This is a genomic window from Microbacterium sp. S1037 (assembly GCF_048381605.1).
GTDB classification, from domain to species: domain Bacteria; phylum Actinomycetota; class Actinomycetes; order Actinomycetales; family Microbacteriaceae; genus Microbacterium; species Microbacterium testaceum_B.
The window spans coordinates 435,091-453,628 of record NZ_JBLWIG010000002.1 but is presented as its reverse complement, the minus strand read 5'-3'; the positions used below and the strand labels follow the sequence as shown (position 1 = coordinate 453,628).

The window sequence follows — 18,538 nt, the reverse complement described above, 5'->3', positions numbered from 1 at the left end:
AGATCGCCTCAACCGATCTGGTTGTCGCGACCTTCGACCACGCGATCGCCGACGCCCCCGCCGGCGGTCACGGCGTTGTTCTGACCGCGGACCGCGACGGACGAGATCGCGCCCACCGCGGTGACCCGGGTTCTGTCGCCGCTCAGATCGACGCTGCCGATCGTCCCCGCTGAACTGATCGCACCGTCGTTGCCCTGCACCGAGACCGTGCCGATCTCAGCGGCGTCCACCCGGACGCGGTCCCCCGCGATCACGAGGGAGCCGATACGCGCAGCCGTCGCATCGACGGTCAGCGCGCTTCCCGAGACCGACAGCGCGGCGCACGACCCCTCGACGCGCACGGTCTTCTCGCTCCCCGAGATCGATGCGGACTCTCCCTCGGCACAGGTCACACCCTCGCCGTCCGCCGTGCCGCCGTTACCCGTGTCGCCGTTACCGCTTCCGTTGTTCGAGGACGCGGATTCCGCGGGCGCCGGGGTCGACGCAGCGAACGACGGGCTCGCGGGGACCACCGACGGCGACGGAACGGTCACCGTGGGCTGTGCCGCGCCCTCGCCCATCCCCGGGGGCAGGCGAGTGATGGTCGGTTGCGGCGCGAGCGCGCAGCCCGTGAGCAGCGCGACGAGAACCCCTGCCCCCAGCGCGACGCTTCGCGCACGTCCCCGTCGATTCACTCTTCCACGGTACGGCTGGCGGTGGGGCGGGCGCTAGCTGTCCCGACCTCTGCGAGTTCCACGCCGGTCTCGGCCGTCCCAGCTGATGCGGCACGTGACGGACACGGGTCGATGGGCAGGCCGCACGCGCTCGCCTGACGGTGAGCGCAGACAGGACGCGAGCCCGCGGCGCATCACGCGGCGCGCGGCAAGAACTCGCCGGAAGTTCAGGCGCGCGGGTGCGCGAGCCGGTAGGCCTCGCGTAGTCGCTCACCCGAGACGTGGGTGTAGATCTGCGTCGTCCCGAGACTCGCGTGCCCGAGGATCTCCTGCACGGTCCGCAGATCTGCACCGCCGTCGAGAAGGTGGGTGGCCGCGGAATGCCTCAAGGCGTGCGGGCCGAGAGCCTCGGCTCCCACCGCGGGGCCGACGACCCGTGACACGAGCGCATGGACAGCACGCGGGCCGAGCCGCGCGCCCCTCGCACCGATGAACACGGCGCGTCCGGCCCCGCCATCGTCGCGCGCGCTCAAGACGGGCCGTCCGCGCACGAGGTAGGCATCCAGTGCGCGCGCGGCGGGGAGGCCGTACGGAACGACTCGCTCTTTGTCTCCCTTGCCGCGCAGGCGGAGGGTGCGATTGTCACGGTCCACGTCATCGAGGTCGAGTCCGCACAGCTCCGACACGCGCGCGCCAGACCCGTACAGCATCTCCAGGACGGCGTGATCGCGAAGCTCGAGGGGGTCGCCGGTCTCCGCGCGGGTTGCGGCACTCGCGAGAACCTCGTCGAGAGCCGAGCTCGTCGCGACGACGGGCAGCGTCCGCCCCCGTTTTGGGGCGACGAGGCGGGCCGACGGGTCGGAGTCGATGAGGCCCTCGTCTCGCGCCCACGAGAAGAAGGCACGGACGGACGACGTCCGTCGAGCGGCGGTTGCTTTGGACAGGCCGGCGGTCGTCGCCTGCCACTGCCATTCGCGGAGCCTCTCGATGTCGAGGTCTGCCAGCTCAGGGTCGCTCGTCGAGCGCACCAGGTCTGCGAGGTCGGATCGGTACGCGCGAACGGTGGCCGGCGAAAGTCGGCGCACGGTCGCAAGGTGCGACAGGAACGCCTCGGCGGCGACGGAAGAGCGCATGAGTCCAGATTGCCCCCGTCGGGCGGCGAGGGGTGACAGGGCGCGCGCTGACTCCTCGTCGAACGGTGATTCCCGGCAGCCCGCGTCGTGGGGAAGTGCACCCCGACGCCGCACGGACTTCCGTCACTCGCGCATCGCACGCCAGCCTCCGTCGTCATCCCGCACCACCCGTCCCTCGAGCTCGGCGAGTCCGAGGTGAGTCTGCGCCTCAGTCACCGAGAGCCCGCTGCGGCGCGCGATGTCGTCTGTCCGCCGACCGACGCGCGTGGAGAGCGCGTCGAAAATGCGAGTCGTCTCGTCCGTCCGCTCCTCGTCAGGAGACTCCGCGGGAACCTGTGTCGTCGACACGTCGCCGAGCATCTCGCGAACATCCTCCGCCGAGGTCACGCACACGCCGCCGTACTCCCGCAGGATGCGATGGCACCCCGCGGATGCCGCCGAGGTGACGGGCCCCGGAACCGCCCCCAACGCTCGGCCGAGAGTCGCCGCGTGCGCCGCGGTGTTCAGTGAGCCACTCCTCCACCCGGCCTCCACCACGACCACGGCGTCCGCCATCGCGGCGATGAGGCGATTTCGTGCGAGGAACCTCCATTTCGTGGGGCTCGATCCGCACGGGGTCTCGCTCCAGACCGCGCCGGATACGGCGATCCGTTCGAGCAGCCCTTCGTGCCCACGCGGGTACGCCCGATCCACTCCCCCCGCGAGGAAGGCGACCGTCGTCGCGCCCGCCGACAGCGCCGCCCGATGAGCGGCCCCATCGATCCCGTAGGCCGCCCCCGAGATGATCGTGACCCCGGATTCACCGAGTTCAGCGGCGAGGTCGGCGGTCACGCCCTCGCCGTACGGCGTCGCCGCGCGCGCACCCACGATCGACACGGCCGGTGCGAGGGGGTCTCCGACGCTCCCCCGCACCCACAGTGCGACGGGAGCGTGGAAGCCGAGGTCGTCGACACGCGACGGCCAGTCGGGATCGCCGGGCACCACCAGTCGGGCCCCCGCTCGTCGAGCGCCGTCGAGAGCGGATCGGACGGCCGCGGGGCGCAACCTCGGCGACCACCGCGCGCGGGCCGCCGTCCACTCGTCGTCCGTCGGCGTCGCGGCCGTCCCCAGAGCCTCCACGGCGCCGACGGCGGCGATCAGCGCCCCCGCTGCGCCGTCTCCCGGCTCGGCGATGACGTTCCAGATCGTGCGTGCATATGCCTCGGCTTCCATCCCGGCCACCACACCCGAGATGCCGGTGAGCGCAGCCCGAGCTGCATCGGGAGACAGATCGGGCAGGCTCACGCGCTCATCCCCCGCCGGAGATACAGCGCCCGCCCGATGTCGTCCACCGTGATCGCGTCGTGGCCAGCGATGTCGGCGACGGTCCACGCGACGCGGAGCAGGCGGTCGTACCCGCGCAGGGTCAGCGCGCCGCGTCGCAGCGCGGTGTCCAGAGGACGGAGGACGTCGACGGATGGAGACGCGGGCCCTCTCAGCCACGTCCCGGGAGCGTCCGCGTTCCGCGACCAGGGGGTGTCCGCCCAGCGTCGGGCCGCGCGCTCCCGCGCTTCGGCGACGATGGCCCTCGCCTCACGAGTCGTGATGGTCGCGTTCTCGGTACCGCGTCGCGCGGCGGACACCCGTTGGAGGCGCAGATCGATGTCGATCCGATCGAGCAGCGGACCGGAGAGGCGGCGCGTATACCGACGGATCGCCTGAGGCGCGCACTCGCAGGAGCCGCCGGGAACGCCGTACTGCCCGCACGGGCAGGGATTGGTCGCGATCACGAGTTGGAATCGCGCGGGATAGGTCGCGGCGACGCCCGAGCGATGCAGGTGAATCTCGCCGCTCTCGAGCGGCTGGCGCAGGGCATCGAGGACGGAGGCGGGGAACTCTCCGCCCTCGTCGAGGAACAGCACGCCCTCGCTCGCGCGGGCGATGGCACCCGGACGCACGATTCCGGAACCGCCTCCGATCAGCGCCGCAGCGCTCGCGCCATGGTGGGGGCTCTCGAACGGCGGGGTCCGGGACAGCCGCACCACGGTCTCCCCTGAGAGCGAGCGAACGGAGGCCACCGACAGGGCTGCCTGGTCGTCCAGGTCGGGAAGGATGCCCGGGAGTCTGCGCGCCAGCATGGTCTTGCCTGCGCCGGGCGGACCGCTCATCAACATGTGGTGCCCACCGGCGGCGGCGACCACCAGCGCGTCCACCGCATCGGTCTGTCCGACGACGTCGGCAAGCTCGAGTGGCGGAGCGTCGTGGGCGGGTGGCACCGCAGGGAGCACCGGCTCGAGCTCTCCGGCGTCGCACGAACCGCCGTGCCACCGCACGACCTCGGCGAGACAGCCGGCGGCGCAGACCTCCATTCCGTCGACGAGCTCCGCCTCGCCTGCGTTCGCGGCCGGGACCACCACGCGCCGATGACCGGCCCTCTGGGCGGCGACCACCGAGGGGAGGACGCCGGGCACCGGGCGGAGACGCCCGTCGAGCCCGAGCTCTCCGATGTGCACGGTCGCGGCGACGCGGGCGGCATCCATCGATCCCGTCGTCGCGAGCGCGGCCACCGCGATGGCGACGTCGAAACCCGAGCCGCGCTTGGGCAGGCTGGCCGGGGAGAGGTTGACGGTGATCCGACGCTTGGGAAGGTCGAGTCCGCGGTTCGCACACGCGTTGCGGACCCGGCGACCCGCCTCTCCCAACGCCTTATCGGGAAGACCGATGATCGAGAACTCCGGGGTCTGCTGCGACAGATCGGCTTCGACATCGACGAGGTCGCCCCGGAGGCCCGACAGAGCCACCGCCCAGGTACGGGCGACGGTCACAAGGCGTCCTCGAGGTGCTCGAGCCGCGCGGTCGAGGGGTCGGGTCCCGTCAGAGCGATCGCGTCGAGCCGCAATCGGCGCCCGCGTGCCTCCGCGGGGTGTTCCGCGATCCAGGCCATCGCGAGACGCCAGAGTCGAGCGGCCTTGCGCGCGTCGATGGCGTCGAAAGGGTGACCGTACGCCTCACTCGTGCGCGTCTTGACCTCGATGACCACGAGCGCCCCGTGGTGATCCGCGACGATGTCGATCTCGCCCTGCGGACATCGCCAGTTGCGATCGAGGATGAGGTAGCCGCTGCTGCTGAGGTGAGCGACGGCGCGGTTCTCTCCGGCTCGTCCGAGTTCGTCTTTCGCTGCCATGTCCGAGAGCGTGACAGCCCCGGGCGGTCAGGTTAGCGAGCAAAGACGCCTTCCGTGGAGGAGTCAGCAATTCACCGGATTGGGGAGGAAAGCCCGACCGCGATCCTCAGTTGTCGAGCGAGAGCTCTTCGGGCAGCTGGAAGTCGCGACGCGAGAGCTCCTCGACGTTCACGTCCTTGAACGTCAACACCCGCACGGACTTCACAAACCTGTCGGCCCGGTAGATGTCCCACACCCAGACGTCCGACATCGAGATCTCGAAGTAGAAGTCGTGCTCGGTGTCGCGGCGGACGACGTTGACATCGTTGGCCAGATAGAACCGGCGTTCGGTCTCGATCACGTACTGGAACTGCTGCACGACGTCGCGATACTCGCGGTACAGGGCCAGTTCGAGTTCGCGGTCGTAGTCCTCGAAGACGTCGTCATCCATGGTCTCTCCATCCTAGGCGCGCATGGTCGCGGAGGTCGCACGGCGTCGACGCCCCGGGCGCGTCCTCACTCGCATCCGGCGTCTGCGCCCGCCTCGTCCCGGACGAGGAGCCGTCAGAACAGCGTCGGCGCTGCGGCGATCGCCCAAGAGTGGCGATGATGCACGCTCATGCCGTGCGCCGAGATCGCCTCGCGGTGATCGAGGCTCGCGTAGCCCTTGTTCCGCGCCCAGCCGTACGCCGGCAGATCGTCGTGCAGGTAGGTCATGACGGTGTCGCGGGCGACCTTGGCGATGACGGATGCCGCAGCGGCGCTCGCGCAGTCACGGTCGGCCTTGACGATGGGCTGGACGTGCAGACCGCGCTCCCCCGCCGGGGTGATGTAGTCGTGGTTCCCATCGAGGATGACCAGCGCGTCTTCGGGGACGACACCGTGCGCGCGAAGGTCGGCTATCGCCCGGATGGCGGCGAGCCCGAGGGCGCGGATGATGCCGATCTCATCGATCTCGTCCGAGCTTGCCCACCCGACGGCACTGTGCTGCACGAACGCCGCCGCGCGGGCAGCCACCTCGGGCCGGCGCGCCTCCGGCACGAGCTTCGAATCGCGCAACCCGGCCGGGACGCGCTTGCGCGATCGCGCGGGATCGATCACGGCCGCGCCCACAGCCACCGGCCCCGCGAGCGCTCCGCGTCCGACCTCGTCGCACGCGATGATCAGCGCGTGCTCTTTGAGCATGCGCCGTTCGAGCGTCAGCGTGGGTTCGATCACGGGGTGGCCTCCGGGGCGGGCACCCCCGCGAAGACGTTGTGGTGGAAGTCGATGAGCCCGAAGCGCGAGAACGGCCAGGTGATCAGGAAGGCACGTCCGACCACGTTGTCGATCGGCACGAACCCCTGTCCGGGCTGGTCCTGGTTGAAGCGGGAGTCTTTCGAGCTGTTCCGGTTGTCGCCGAGCACCCACAGCGAACCGGGGGGAACGGTGATGTCGTACGGAACAGGATTGGGGGCCGTGGCGCCGGGAGCGAGCTTCACGTACGGCTCGTCGAGGGGGACGCCGTTGACCGAGGTCTGCCCCAGGGCGTTGCAGCAGACGACATGGTCACCGGGCGTTCCGATGACACGCTTGATGAGGTGGTCATCGCTGTCGGGCGCTGACAGGCCGAAGAGCGACAGCACCCAATCCGCGCCCTCTTCGAGCGGCGGACGCGCGGGTTCGGTGTTCACCGGCAGCCAGCCACCCGGATCGCGGAAGACCACCACGTCGCCGCGCGAGTACTGCCCGAAACGCGGCGTGAGCTCGTCGACGAGGATCCGGTCCTGCTCGATCAGCGTGTTGTTCATCGACGCGGAGGGAATGTAGAACGAACGCACCACGAACGTCTTGACGAGGAACGAGACGACCAGGGCGATCAGGATGATCACGACGATGTCGCGCAGGAAGGCGCCCCATCCCCGTCGTCGACGGTCCGGAGAAGAGGATGCCATGGCATCCGGGGTCGACGCGGTCTGGTCGCTCATGCAAGATCCTTCACCGGGCTCGCCGCACACCGGAGAACCCGCAGCAACAAGGGTCGCACATCGCACGCCCTGCGCCGGACGGCGTGGCCATGAAAACGCCGAACGCCCCGTGACGGAGCCACGGGGCGTTCGAGAGAGTCGACTCAGCGGTCGCGCTTCTCCTTGATCTTGGCCTTCTTGCCGCGCAGGTTGCGCAGGTAGTACAGCTTGGCGCGGCGCACGTCGCCGCGCGTGACGACCTCGATGTGGTCGATCACGGGGCTGTGGACCGGGAAGGTGCGCTCGACGCCGACCTGGAAGCTGACCTTGCGGACGCAGAAGGTCTCGCGCACGCCGTCGCCCGAGCGGCCGATGACGACGCCCTGGAACACCTGGATACGCGAGCGGTTGCCTTCGGTGATGTTGACGTGCACCTTGACGGTGTCACCGGGAGCGAAGGCGGGGATGTCGGAGCGGAGCGAAGCCGCGTCGACGGAGTCGAGGATCTGCATGATCATCACTTCCTGCGACCGCCACAGGTCGATCGCACGATAAGAGGGAAAAAGGTGAGGCGTGCCCGAGGCCGCGGATGCGGCGGGACTCCCCTGAGGCAGAGCCGGTCAGGGCACAAACGCCTATTCTGCCATGCCCCGCGAGCCGCACCAAACCGGCTCAGTGCCCCGGTCGGTTCTCCGGCACCACGATCACGTCGCCGACCGTCCGTGGGCGCGGCGGCTCGGACGTCGGGGGAATGTACGCTGTGCCGTCCTGCGCGTGCAGAACGGTCACCGAACCGCGCGCTTCGTTCCACAGCTGCGACAGCGACGACCAGAAGAGTACGAGCGCGCCGACCACGCTGAGAGCCAGCAGAGCGAAGAACAGCCGCGCGTCGTAGAACCCCAACGCGACGATGACGAGGTGCCAGAGCCCCAGCCCCGCGATGTCGCGCCAGCCGGCGGCACCGGACAGCCTCACGCTGGCCCGCGCTCGGACCAGCAGCGAGAGGAGGATCTCCGAGACGAACACGGTCGGGGCCGCGATCAGCAACCAGAGCAGCGCCCACCCGCTTCCGCCGGCGAACACGATCCACCCGACGAACAGCCACAGCGGCAGGACGAAGGCGGCGGGGAACAGCCATCGGAGGAACACTCGGCGAAGCACCATGGAGCGAGGCTACGCACCGTCACTGTGCAGCGCCTATGAGTGAGGAAGGCGTGCGACGGATGGGGCAGTCCCGATCGGGGAGAATGGTCGGTGACGAAGGGAACCACCGATGATCGAACTGCGCACCCCTGCCGAGATCGAGGCGATGCGGCCGGCCGGCCGATTCGTCGCCGAGGTGCTGGCGACGTTGCGCGACGAGACCAAGGTGGGCACCAATCTCCTCCACCTCGACCGTCGCGCGCACGACATGATCCGGACTGCCGGCGCGGAGTCCTGCTACATCGACTACCACCCGTCGTTCGGGGCAAGCCCGTTCGGAAAGGTGCTGTGCACCTCGATCAACGATGCGGTGCTGCACGGCCTCCCCCACGACTACGTGCTGCGCGACGGTGACCTCGTGTCGCTCGACTTCGCGGCATCCGTCGACGGATGGGTCGCCGACTCGGCCGTCTCGTTCGTGGTCGGCACTCCCCGCGACGAGGACCTCGCTCTCATCGACACCACCGAGCGCGCCCTGGTCGCCGCGATCGACGCGGCGACCGTCGGCCACAAGATCGGCGACATCTCCGCGGCGATCGCTGCCGTCGCCCACGCCGAGGGGCTCAGCATCAACACCGACTTCGGCGGTCACGGCGTCGGCCGCACGATGCACGGAGACCCGCACGTCGCCAACGACGGCAAGGCCGGGCGGGGTTACCCCCTGCGCGCCGGCCTCGTCGTCGCGCTCGAGCCGTGGTTCCTCCAGACGACCGACGAGCTCGTGACCGATCCGGACGGTTGGACCCTCCGCAGCGCTGACGGTTCCCGCGGCGCGCACTCGGAGCACACCGTGGCGATCACCGCCGACGGACCGATCGTGCTCACCGACCGGTCGTTCCTCGGCGTCGACTGACGGACGGATGACGGATGCCGCGGCCTCGAGGCCGCGGCATCCGTCATCCGTGCGAGATCTCAGTCGGAGAGAAGGTCGGGTCGGCGTTCCCGCGTGCGCTCGAGCTGCTGCTCGCGCCGCCATGCCGCCACCGCGCCGTGGTTGCCGCTGAGAAGGACCGGCGGCACCTCGCGCTCGCGCCACACGGCCGGCTTGGTGAACGAGGGGTACTCCAGGAGTCCGTCTTCGTGCGACTCCTCGACGAGGCTCTCGGGATTGCCGACGACACCGGGGATGAGACGGCCGATGGCCTCGACCATCGCCATGACGGCGACCTCGCCACCGTTCAACACGTAGTCGCCCAGCGATATGAGGCGTACGTCGCCGAGCTCCGCGGCGTAGTCGAACACGCGCTCGTCGATCCCCTCGTAGCGACCGCAGCCGAAGACGAGGTGCGACGCCGTGGAAAGTTCGCGCGCGGTCGCCTGCGTGAACCGCTCCCCGGCGGGCGACGGGAAGATGATGACGGGCCGGGACGCGGCGTCACGCGTGACGTCGTCGAGGGCCTCGCCCCACGGTTCGGGCTTCATGACCATGCCCGCTCCCCCGCCGTAGGGAGTGTCGTCGACCGTGCGATGGCGGTCGTGCGTGTAGTCGCGGAGGTCGTGCACCCGGACGTCGAGGAGACCTGTCGTCCGCGCCTTCCCGAGGAGCGACACCTCGAGGGCGTCGAAGATCGTCGGGAAGATCGAGACGACGTCGATACGCACGTCAGTCCTCGCGACGGGTGTCGTCGGCGCTCGCGGCGTCGGCGATCTTGGCGTCCTCGCACATGACGGCCTCGCTCGTGGCGTCCTCGGGCTCGGGCCCGTCGGCGCCGGTCGGCTCGTGCTCGTCGCCCTCATCGCTCGGGAGGTCTTCGAAGAGTCCGGCGGGGGGCGTGACGACCACGCGTCCGCCCTCGATGTCGACCTCGGGCACGATGGCGCTCACGAAGGGGACGAGAACCTCTCGATCCTCACCGGAGGGGCGCACGATCAGCAGGTCCTGCGCGGGGAAGTGGTCGACCCGGACGACACGTCCGACGGTCTCGCCCTCGCGCACAACATCGAGGCCGACGAGCTGGTGGTCATACCACGCGTCGTCTTCGGCCGGGGCGTCGGCGGTGTCCTGGTCGATCCACAGGATCGCCTTGACGAGCTCTTCGGCGGCCGTGCGGTCGTCGACGCCTTCGAAGAACGCGACCGGGTGCGAGTTCATCCACCGGAACTCGCGGACCGTCAACGGACGACCGTGCCACGGCGACGACTCCGGCACCTGCAGCGTGAACGTGTTACCCGGGACGAAGCGCCCCTCGGGGTCATCGGTGTAGAGCTCGAGCTTGAAGGCGCCCTTGAGGCCGTGGGCCTTGACGAGCCGCCCCACGCGGAGCTGAGTCTTGGCGGGCTGACCGCCCGCGGGTTCGCCGGCCGCCATCAGTCGTCGGCCACGTCGACGCGCACGCGGCGCCCGTCGGCGAGGGCGGACACGACGGTGCGCAGAGCCTTGGCGGTGCGTCCGCCGCGCCCGATCACGCGACCCCGATCATCGGGGTGCACGCGAACCTCCAACACGTCGCCACGGGGCGAGGTGCTGGAACGGATGGTCACGTCCTCGGGGTGATCGACGATCCCCTTGACGACGTGTTCGAGCGCGGCAGACAGCACGGGACTTACTCGGCCGAGGTCTCGGCGGCGTCGTCGGCCGAAGCGTCGGCTGCGGGAGCCTCGGCCTTCTTCTCGGCCTTGGGCTTGACGACCGACTTCTTGCCGGCCTCAGCCTCGAAAGCAGCCTTGGGCTCGCGCACCTTGACGGTGGACACGGCGTCCTTGTCGCCCTTGAACTTGCCCCAGTCGCCCGTGAGCTTGAGGATCGCAGCGACCTGCTCGGTGGGCTGAGCGCCGACCGAGAGCCAGTACTGCGCGCGGTCCGAGTCGACCTCGATGAACGAGGGCTCCTCGGTGGGGTGGTACTTACCGATCTCCTCGATCACGCGGCCATCGCGCTTGGTGCGCGAGTCGGCGACGACGATGCGGTAGTAGGGCGCACGGATCTTACCGAGACGCTTGAGACGGATCTTGACAGCCACGAATTTTCTCCTGGATGGTGAAAAGCGAACGAACCGATCGCCTGGAGCGTGGGGTGCACACCCGGCGGAAGCTCAAAAAAGGCGGGCCGGCACTGGATAGAGGGTCGAGTGCCTGGTCCGACCCTTTATTCTGCCAGATGACACGGCGAGGCGCGAAACAGAACGTCGCGCGTGTCCCGTGTCAGACTGACCGGATGACGCTGCAGTTCGCTTCCTCGACGCGCTCCTCCGTGGGGCTGGAGTGGGAGCTGATGCTCGCCGACCGCGAAACGGGCGATCTCGTTCCCCGAGCCCCCGAGATCCTGGAGCTCGTCGAGGAGCGCACCGCGCTCGAACGCTTCACGGTGACGGGAGAACTGCTCACCAACACCGTCGAGGTGACGAGTGGCGTCGGGGACACGGTCGCCGCCGCCGTCGACGACATCGGCGACGCCATCTGCGCGCTGCGCGAAGAGACAGAGCCGCGTGGCATCGAGCTGCTCTGCGCCGGCAGCCATCCCTTCGCTCAGTGGTACGACCAGCAGGTCACCGACAAGACGAGGTACCACACGCTCATCGAGCGGACCCAGTGGTGGGGCCGCAACATGATGATCTGGGGCGTGCACGTCCACGTCGGCGTCGACAGCGTGGACAAGGTGCTGCCGATCGTCAACGCCCTGACCGTCTATCTGCCTCACCTGCAGGCGCTCTCGGCATCCAGTCCCTTCTGGGCCGGCGAACGGACCGGATACGTCTCGAACCGCTCCCTCGTCTTCCAGCAACTGCCGACGGCGGGGCTCCCCTGGCAGCTCCAGACGTGGGATCAGTTCGAGTCCTACCTCGACGACATGGTCCGCACGGGTGTGATGGCGGATGCCACCGAGGTGCGGTGGGACATCCGTCCGGCCCCGCGCTGGGGCACCGTCGAGATCCGCGCGTGCGACGGCATGTCCACGCTTCCCGAGCTGGCCGCGGTCGCCGCTCTCGCCCAGACACTCGTGGAGCACTTCTCCCGACTCCTCGACGAGGGCAAAGAGCTCCCGGGGATTCCGCCATGGTTCGCCCGCGAGAACAAATGGCGCTCCGCGCGGTACGGGCTCGACGCGCGGGTCATCGTCGACCGGGACGGCACGCAACGGCCGGTGGTCGAGCACCTGCGGGAGTCGATGGAGGAACTCGCCGACATCGCCGTCGAGCTGAAGTGCGCGCGCGAGTTCGCGGGCCTCGAGACGATCCTCGCGACCGGGGGCAGTTCCGCGCGGCAGCTCGCCGTGGCCGAAGCCGCCGACGGCGACCTGCGTGAGGTCGTGCAGCATCTCATCCGGGAGTTCCGCGCGGGCCCGACGCTGCGAGAGCATCTGGCGGCTCTCCGCGCGTGACCGATCCGGCGCTCGGGCGCTCGGCGGATTCTCATGGCCGCGCCTCTAGGATCGCGCCATGACCCCCGTTCGTTCCCGCTCGGCGCGCTCCGTGGCCGTGCTCCTCGCGGGTCTGGTCGCGACCTTGACCGCATGCGCGCCCGAACCGACCGCGCCGCAGCCCGAACTGACCTTCGGCGTGGAGTCCCCCGCTGCCGCTCCGGCTACCACCACTCCCCCGCGTCTCCGTGTGGTCACGGTGGGCGACTCGCTCATGTCGGGTGCGGGGCTGACGATCGGTGAAGCGTGGCCCGATCTCATGGCGTCCCGAGCCCACCTCGCGCTGACGAACCTCGCCTGCGGAGGGATGGGGTTCGTCGTCGAGGGCGAGTGCGGAACGGCCTACGCGGGCTTCGCACCCGCCGTCGCCGCCCTGCAGCCGGATCTGCTCATCGTGGAGTCGTCGAGCAACGACTTCTGGCAGGACCCCGATGAGATCCGCGCGGACACCACTGCCACGGTCGACGAACTCCATCAGGCCGTGCCCACCGCCCGCATCGTCGGATTGAGCACGATCTGGAACGACGAGTCCGACATCCCGGACGACAACGCGGTCACGTCCGACGCGCTCCACGATGCGATCGACGCGGTCGGCGGGACGTACATCGACATCGGCCAGCCCCTGCTCGGGCACCCCGAGTGGCTGCAGGACGACGACGTTCACCCGACGGCTCGCGGCCAGAAGGCGATCGAGCAGACGATCGTGTCGGCCCTGCAGGACGCGGACGTCCTGCCCTGAGGCCGACCGCGCCGCCGCGTCGACGTCAGCCGCGTCCGAGCATCTTCTGCAGCTCGGCGAGATCGGCCTCCGTCGGCGCCTTCTGACCGCCCAGCCCGAAGCCCGAGCCCGTCGGAGCGGTGGATGCCGCGATGCCGGCGTTCTCGGCCGCGCGCTTGGCCGGGTTGCCCGAACGCGACCCCTTCGCCTTCTGCTGCTTGCCGCGCTTCGACGACGCGCCCGGCTTGCCGCCCACCGGACCCATGCCGGGGATGTTGGGCACACCGCCGCGAGCGACCGTCTTCATCATCTTGGCGGCCTGCTCGAAGCGCTGGACCAACTGGTTCACGTCGGTGACGGTCATACCGGAACCGCGCGCGATACGCAGGCGTCGGGAACCGTTGAGGACCTTGGGATTACGACGCTCACCCGGCGTCATCGAACGGATGATCGCCTCGGTGCGGTCGAGCTCTCGCTCGTCGAAGTCCTCGAGCTGCTGCTTCATGTTTCCCATGCCCGGGAGCATCCCGAGCATCTTCTTCATGGAGCCCATCTTCTTCATCTGCTGCATCTGCTCGAGGAAGTCCTCGAGCGTGAAAGTCTCCGTCGCGAGCTTCTCGGCGACCTTCATCGCCTCGGCCTCGTCGAAGGCGTTCTGCGCCTGCTCGATCAGGGTGAGGATGTCACCGAGGTCGAGGATGCGGGATGCCATGCGGTCGGGGTGGAACGGCTCGACGTCGTCGAGGCCCTCACCGGTGGACGCGAAGATGATCGGGCGACCGGTGACCGAGGCAACCGACAGTGCGGCTCCACCGCGCGCATCACCGTCGAGCTTCGACAGCACCACGCCGGTGAAATCGACGCCGTCCTGGAACGCCTTCGCCGTGTTCACGGCATCCTGACCGATCATCGCGTCGATGACGAAGAGAACCTCGTCGGGCTGCGTTGCCTTGCGGATGTCGGAGGCCTGCTTCATCAACTCGGCGTCGACGCCCAGGCGACCCGCGGTGTCGATGATGACGATGTCGTGCTGCTGGCGCGTGGCGTAGGCGACTCCGTCGCGAGCGACCTTGACCGGGTCGCCGACGCCGTTGCCCGGCTCCGGAGCGTAGATCGCGGCCCCCGCGCGCTCCGCGACGACCTGCAGCTGGTTCACGGCGTTCGGTCGCTGGAGGTCACAGGCGACGAGAAGGGGCGTGTGGCCGTCCTTCTCGAGCATCTTCGCGAGCTTGCCGGCGAAGGTCGTCTTACCCGAGCCCTGCAGACCGGCGAGCATGATGACCGTCGGCGGGTTCTTCGCGAACTGCAGACGACGCTGCTGGCCGCCCAGGATGCCGATGAGTTCGTCGTTGACGATCTGCACGACCTGCTGCGCGGGGTTGAGAGCGCGGTTGACCTCGTCTCCGAGGGCGCGCTCGCGAACCGCGGCCGTGAACTCTTTGACCACGGGCAGCGCCACGTCGGCGTCGAGCAGGGCGCGGCGGATCTCGCGAACCGTCCCGTCGACGTCTGCGGGCGTGAGCTGGCCCTTCTTCCGGAGATTGCGGAAGGTCTCTGTGAGCCGGTCGGAGAGGGTGCCGAAAGTCGCCATGATGAGTCGAGTTTACGCGGGGCGCGGCGACCGCGCCGCCCCGACGGGAGGGTCAGGCCCCGCCGAGGGCTTCGGCGAGGGTCTCGGGAAGCGACCGGCCCGCAGCCGTGCGGTCGGCCCACGCCCAGACAGACGCCAGGACCGCCGCCGACAAAGCTCCCGCTCGCACCTGAGCCACGAGCGGCGTCACCCCATCGCGCACCAGGCGCGCCGCGATCTCGCGCTGCAGGTGGAACTGACGCACCGCGCGGTCGCGGTCGAGTTCGGCGGCGATCCCCATGGCATCCGCGTTCGTGATCGCGAGGGCCAGCGCATCGGGGGTCAATCCCTCACCGATCGACGTGAGCGCCTCGCTCGTGTCGACGCCGTCGCGCAGGAGGGCGACACCGCGCGCCGACTGCTCGTCGAACCCCGACCACAAGACGTCGCTCTTGGCCGAGAAGTAGTTGAAGAAGCTGGAACGGCTCACGCCGGCGCGACGGGTGATGTCGGATACCGACGTCGCCTCGTATCCGCGTTCGAGGAACAGCTCGCACGCCGCCTCGGCAAGGACCTCGCGTGACGAAGCGCGCGGGCGTCCACTGCGGCTCGGCGAGGTCATGCCGCCAGCCTAGAAGACGCCCCGACATGTATTGTTAGACGCAATCCAACAACGGCGGGAGCCGAGATGCTCGACATCGATCACGTGGGGTTCGCCCCGGACTACGTGCCCTACCTCGACGGCTGGGCGCAGCAGCGGCGCATCCACGCGGACGTGGTCGCCGGGCGTCGCTCCGACACTCTGCTCCTGCTCGAACACGAAGCCGTGTACACCGCGGGCAAGCGCACCGAGGATCACGAGCGGCCCGACGACGGCACGCCGGTCATCGACGTCGACCGCGGCGGGAAGATCACCTGGCACGGGCCGGGTCAACTCGTCGGCTACCCGATCGTGCGTCTGCCGGAGCCGGTGGACGTCGTCGCGCACGTGCGCCGCCTCGAGTCGCTGATCATCGCCGCCCTCGCACCGATCGGCGTCGACGGCATCCGCGTAGAGGGCCGCAGCGGCGTCTGGGTGCAGCGCCCGCTCGGCCTGGACAAGGTCGCGGCGATCGGCGTCCGCGTCGAGAAAGGGGTGACCATGCACGGCTTCGCCGTCAACTGCGACAACTCATTGGCTGCCTTCCGGCGGATCGTCCCGTGCGGGATCTCGGATGCCGGCGTGACCACCGTGAGCGAGGTGATCGGAGCCGACGTCTCCCCCGGCGACCTCGTGCCCCGCATCGTCGACGTCTTCCACGCCGAGTACGCGGGGGTGGCGGCATGAGCACCTGTGGCACCGGAACGGCCGGGGTCCCGGCATCCACCGCTCCGAACGGACGCAAGCTGCTCAGGCTCGAGGTCCGCAACGCGGAGACGCCCATCGAGCGCAAGCCCGAGTGGATCAAGACCAAGGCGAAGATGGGCCCCGAGTACACGGCCCTGCAGAGCCTCGTGAAGAACGAGGACCTGCACACCGTCTGCCAGGAGGCCGGGTGCCCGAACATCTTCGAGTGCTGGGAGGACCGCGAGGCGACGTTCCTCATCGGGGGATCGCAGTGCACCCGTCGGTGCGACTTCTGCCAGATCGACACCGGCAAACCCGCCGACTACGACACCGACGAGCCGCGTCGCGTCGCCGAGAGCGTGACACGGATGCAGCTGCGGTACGCCACGGTCACGGGCGTCGCCCGCGACGACCTCCCGGACGAGGGCGCGTGGCTCCACGCCGAGACCGTGCGGCGCATCCACGCGGAGAACCCCGGGACCGGTGTCGAGATCCTCGCGACCGACTTCTCCGGCAACCCCGCGCTGCTCGCGGAGGTCTTCTCCTCGCGGCCCGAGGTCTTCGCGCACAACGTCGAGACGGTGCCGCGCATCTTCAAGCGCATCCGTCCGGCGTTCCGATACGAGCGATCGCTGGGCGTGCTGACCGCGGCGCGCGACGCCGGGCTCATCACGAAGTCGAACCTGATCCTCGGGATGGGCGAGGAGCCCGAAGAGGTGGTGCAGGCGCTGAACGACCTGCACGAAGCCGGGACCGACATCATCACCATCACCCAGTACCTGCGTCCGACCCCGCGCCACCTCCCCGTGCAGCGGTGGGTCAAGCCCGCCGAGTTCGTCGAGTTCAAGGAGGAGGCGGAGCGCATCGGCTTCCTCGGGGTCCTGGCCGGACCGCTCGTGCGCTCGTCGTACCGCGCCGGGCGCCTGTGGGCGCAGTCGATGGTGTCGAAGGGGCGCGAGATCCCGCCGCACCTCGCTCACCTCACGAAGGACATCGCGGCGGACGGCGTGGGGTTCGCTCAAGCCGTCTGAGCGGGTCGCGGTCCGACCGCGCGTCGACGATCAGTCGGCGCTCGTGACCGACTGCACCGAGCCGTCGGACGCGAGGTTCACCAGCAGCACGTCGTCCGTGGCATCCGGATCGAGGGCGTACTCGAGAACGGCGAACGGGTCCGTACCGCCGTGCTCGTCCGCGAGGATCGTCACGCTCATCAGCTGCATCGACTTGATGACATCGATGTGCGTATCGCCGGACGGGTCGATGAGCAGGTCGTCGATCTCCTCGCCGAGCGTCGCCTGCTGCTGGAGGATGTACTCGGTGACCTCGCTGGTGCGCGAGTCGAGTTCGCCCACCATGGCGTTCCGCGCAGCCAGGTCGATGGCTTCGAGCGCCGAGATCATGGCGGCCGCGACATCGAGGGCCTCGACGGACACGTCGTCCTGGTCGGGGGCCGTGAGATCGACGGTCACACTCTGGTCGCCGAACTCGACGTTCTCCGACCAGAAGATCGACCCGTCGGGCCCGGACTCGAGGAGTCCGAAGAAATCGTGCTCGATCGCCATACCCCCATGAAACCAGGCGGCACGCGCTTCGGGAAGGCGACCCGCCCGGGTCAGTCGACGAGCGACGCGGCGAAAACGTGCGGCGTGAAACCGGTGAGGTCGTTGATGCCCTCGCCCTGGCCGAGCAGCTTGACCGGAATGCCCGTGCGCTCCTGCACGGCCAGCACGAATCCGCCCTTCGCCGAACCGTCGAGCTTGGTCAGGACGAGACCCGTGACCCCGGCGCTGTCGAGGAAGGCCTGGGCCTGCATGAGCCCGTTCTGACCGGTCGTCGCATCGAGCACGAGGAGCACCTCGGCGATCGGCGCCTGCTTCTCGATCACCCGCTTGATCTTGCCGAGCTCGTCCATGAGCCCACCCTTGGTGTGCAGACGGCCGGCCGTGTCGACGAGGACGATCTCGGTGCCCGTCTCTTTCGCGTGGGCGACCGTCTGGAAGGCGACGGATGCCGGATCCTGGCCCTCGTGCTGCGGACGCACGATCGCGGCTCCCCCGCGCTCCGCCCACGTCGCGAGCTGGTCGACCGCTGCGGCGCGGAAGGTGTCGGCCGCTCCCACAACGACGCTGCGCCCGTAGCGCTGCAGGAACTTCGCGAACTTGCCGATGGTCGTCGTCTTGCCGACGCCGTTCACGCCGACGACGAGGACGACGGCCGGACGCTCGGTGAGCCGCAGGGTCGTGTCGAACTTCGCGAAGTGCTCTTCCAGCGTCTCCTTCAGCATGCGCTGCAGATCGCGCGGGTCGGTCGTGCGAAAGCGCTCGACCTTCTCGCGCAGCTCGTCGACCAGGCGCTCGGTCACGTCGGGTCCGAAGTCGGCCGTCAGGAGGGCGGTCTCGAGGTCGTCCCACGTCGTCTCGTCGATCGTGGGTTTGACGAACAGGCCGCGCAGCGCGCGTCCGAGCGACCAGGAGTTCTCAGCCATTGCT

At 69.3% G+C, this 18,538-nt stretch carries 23 protein-coding genes; 5 read left to right on the top strand and 18 right to left on the bottom strand.

Translation table 11 applies throughout. The features are described 5' to 3' along the window. Positions 1-8: 8 nt before the first annotated feature. The 10 genes from ACMW4R_RS12860 to ACMW4R_RS12815 form a co-directional block, all read right to left on the bottom strand. Positions 9-674 carry a DUF3060 domain-containing protein gene (locus ACMW4R_RS12860; RefSeq protein WP_418300101.1) on the bottom strand — a complete coding sequence of 222 codons (666 nt, stop codon included), beginning with the start codon at positions 672-674 and terminating at the stop codon, positions 9-11. A 206-nt stretch (positions 675-880) separates the two neighbouring features. Beyond that, a complete protein-coding gene (locus tag ACMW4R_RS12855; RefSeq protein ID WP_058613039.1) occupies positions 881-1,786 on the bottom strand; it encodes a tyrosine recombinase XerC in 906 nt (301 codons plus the stop codon). Between the two features lie 123 nt (positions 1,787-1,909). Then, on the bottom strand, positions 1,910-3,070 hold the full coding sequence (gene dprA / locus ACMW4R_RS12850) for a DNA-processing protein DprA (protein ID WP_418300100.1): 1,161 nt from the start codon (positions 3,068-3,070) through the stop codon (positions 1,910-1,912). Beyond that, positions 3,067-4,590 (bottom strand): YifB family Mg chelatase-like AAA ATPase, encoded by a 1,524-nt coding sequence (locus ACMW4R_RS12845; protein ID WP_418300099.1) that lies wholly within the window; start codon positions 4,588-4,590, stop codon positions 3,067-3,069. The genes dprA and ACMW4R_RS12845 overlap by 4 nt, the downstream gene beginning before the upstream one ends. Further along, positions 4,587-4,949 (bottom strand): YraN family protein, encoded by a 363-nt coding sequence (locus ACMW4R_RS12840; protein WP_058613042.1) that lies wholly within the window; start codon positions 4,947-4,949, stop codon positions 4,587-4,589. The genes ACMW4R_RS12845 and ACMW4R_RS12840 overlap by 4 nt, the downstream gene beginning before the upstream one ends. 106 nt (positions 4,950-5,055) lie before the next feature. Next, a complete protein-coding gene (locus ACMW4R_RS12835; RefSeq protein ID WP_013586353.1) occupies positions 5,056-5,379 on the bottom strand; it encodes a DUF2469 family protein in 324 nt (107 codons plus the stop codon). Positions 5,380-5,492: 113 nt separating this feature from the next. Further along, positions 5,493-6,113: a ribonuclease HII gene (locus tag ACMW4R_RS12830; protein ID WP_058613045.1), complete on the bottom strand. Its 621-nt coding sequence runs from the start codon at positions 6,111-6,113 to the stop codon at positions 5,493-5,495. A 29-nt stretch (positions 6,114-6,142) separates the two neighbouring features. Next, positions 6,143-6,895, bottom strand: coding sequence for a signal peptidase I (lepB, locus tag ACMW4R_RS12825; RefSeq protein ID WP_058597683.1), 753 nt, complete (start codon positions 6,893-6,895; stop codon positions 6,143-6,145). A gap of 143 nt (positions 6,896-7,038) precedes the next feature. Next, complete coding sequence (rplS, locus tag ACMW4R_RS12820) at positions 7,039-7,386, bottom strand: 50S ribosomal protein L19 (RefSeq protein WP_058597687.1); 348 nt, start codon at positions 7,384-7,386, stop codon at positions 7,039-7,041. Positions 7,387-7,546: 160 nt separating this feature from the next. Next, on the bottom strand, positions 7,547-8,038 hold the full coding sequence (locus tag ACMW4R_RS12815; RefSeq protein WP_058597684.1) for a hypothetical protein: 492 nt from the start codon (positions 8,036-8,038) through the stop codon (positions 7,547-7,549). 109 nt (positions 8,039-8,147) lie between these two features. On the opposite strand from ACMW4R_RS12815, the gene map reads away from it, so the two are divergent. After that, positions 8,148-8,930, top strand: a complete 783-nt coding sequence (map, locus tag ACMW4R_RS12810; RefSeq protein WP_058597685.1) for a type I methionyl aminopeptidase — start codon at positions 8,148-8,150, stop codon at positions 8,928-8,930. A 59-nt stretch (positions 8,931-8,989) separates the two neighbouring features. On the opposite strand, the gene trmD is transcribed toward map, so the two are convergent. Genes trmD through rpsP form a run of 4 tightly spaced genes read right to left on the bottom strand, consistent with a single transcriptional unit; the run spans position 8,990 to position 11,037 of the window. Further along, the gene (trmD, locus tag ACMW4R_RS12805) at positions 8,990-9,679 is read right to left on the bottom strand and encodes a tRNA (guanosine(37)-N1)-methyltransferase TrmD (protein WP_418300098.1); all 690 of its coding nucleotides are present in this window, start codon (positions 9,677-9,679) and stop codon (positions 8,990-8,992) included. A gap of 1 nt (position 9,680) precedes the next feature. After that, the gene (rimM, locus tag ACMW4R_RS12800; protein WP_418300097.1) at positions 9,681-10,385 is read right to left on the bottom strand and encodes a ribosome maturation factor RimM; all 705 of its coding nucleotides are present in this window, start codon (positions 10,383-10,385) and stop codon (positions 9,681-9,683) included. Then, the gene (locus ACMW4R_RS12795) at positions 10,385-10,615 is read right to left on the bottom strand and encodes an RNA-binding protein (protein WP_013586345.1); all 231 of its coding nucleotides are present in this window, start codon (positions 10,613-10,615) and stop codon (positions 10,385-10,387) included. Before ACMW4R_RS12795 ends, rimM begins: the two co-directional genes overlap by 1 nt. A gap of 5 nt (positions 10,616-10,620) precedes the next feature. Continuing rightward, positions 10,621-11,037 carry a 30S ribosomal protein S16 gene (gene rpsP, locus ACMW4R_RS12790; RefSeq protein ID WP_058596515.1) on the bottom strand — a complete coding sequence of 139 codons (417 nt, stop codon included), beginning with the start codon at positions 11,035-11,037 and terminating at the stop codon, positions 10,621-10,623. Between the two features lie 194 nt (positions 11,038-11,231). Here rpsP and ACMW4R_RS12785 point away from each other — a divergent pair, with 194 nt between their 5' ends. Beyond that, positions 11,232-12,395, top strand: coding sequence for a glutamate--cysteine ligase (locus ACMW4R_RS12785; RefSeq protein WP_418300096.1), 1,164 nt, complete (start codon positions 11,232-11,234; stop codon positions 12,393-12,395). A 58-nt stretch (positions 12,396-12,453) separates the two neighbouring features. After that, positions 12,454-13,173, top strand: a complete 720-nt coding sequence (locus tag ACMW4R_RS12780) for an SGNH/GDSL hydrolase family protein (RefSeq protein WP_058596513.1) — start codon at positions 12,454-12,456, stop codon at positions 13,171-13,173. Between the two features lie 25 nt (positions 13,174-13,198). Here ACMW4R_RS12780 and ffh read toward each other — a convergent pair whose 3' ends face one another. Beyond that, complete coding sequence (ffh, locus tag ACMW4R_RS12775; RefSeq protein ID WP_418300095.1) at positions 13,199-14,743, bottom strand: signal recognition particle protein; 1,545 nt, start codon at positions 14,741-14,743, stop codon at positions 13,199-13,201. Between the two features lie 52 nt (positions 14,744-14,795). Next, positions 14,796-15,344 (bottom strand): TetR/AcrR family transcriptional regulator, encoded by a 549-nt coding sequence (locus ACMW4R_RS12770; protein ID WP_418300094.1) that lies wholly within the window; start codon positions 15,342-15,344, stop codon positions 14,796-14,798. A gap of 66 nt (positions 15,345-15,410) precedes the next feature. Between ACMW4R_RS12770 and lipB the strand changes: the two genes are divergently transcribed. Further along, entirely contained in the window at positions 15,411-16,049 is a 639-nt protein-coding gene (gene lipB, locus ACMW4R_RS12765) for a lipoyl(octanoyl) transferase LipB (protein WP_058627924.1), read from the top strand. Beyond that, positions 16,046-17,080 (top strand): lipoyl synthase, encoded by a 1,035-nt coding sequence (gene lipA, locus ACMW4R_RS12760; RefSeq protein ID WP_418300093.1) that lies wholly within the window; start codon positions 16,046-16,048, stop codon positions 17,078-17,080. The genes lipB and lipA overlap by 4 nt, the downstream gene beginning before the upstream one ends. Before the next feature lie 30 nt (positions 17,081-17,110). On the opposite strand, the gene ACMW4R_RS12755 is transcribed toward lipA, so the two are convergent. Together ACMW4R_RS12755 and ftsY are read right to left on the bottom strand one after the other, a co-directional pair. After that, positions 17,111-17,611 (bottom strand): DUF2004 domain-containing protein, encoded by a 501-nt coding sequence (locus ACMW4R_RS12755; protein ID WP_058596508.1) that lies wholly within the window; start codon positions 17,609-17,611, stop codon positions 17,111-17,113. A gap of 50 nt (positions 17,612-17,661) precedes the next feature. Further along, on the bottom strand, positions 17,662-18,534 hold the full coding sequence (gene ftsY / locus ACMW4R_RS12750; protein WP_058596507.1) for a signal recognition particle-docking protein FtsY: 873 nt from the start codon (positions 18,532-18,534) through the stop codon (positions 17,662-17,664). Between the last annotated feature and the right edge of the window lie 4 nt (positions 18,535-18,538).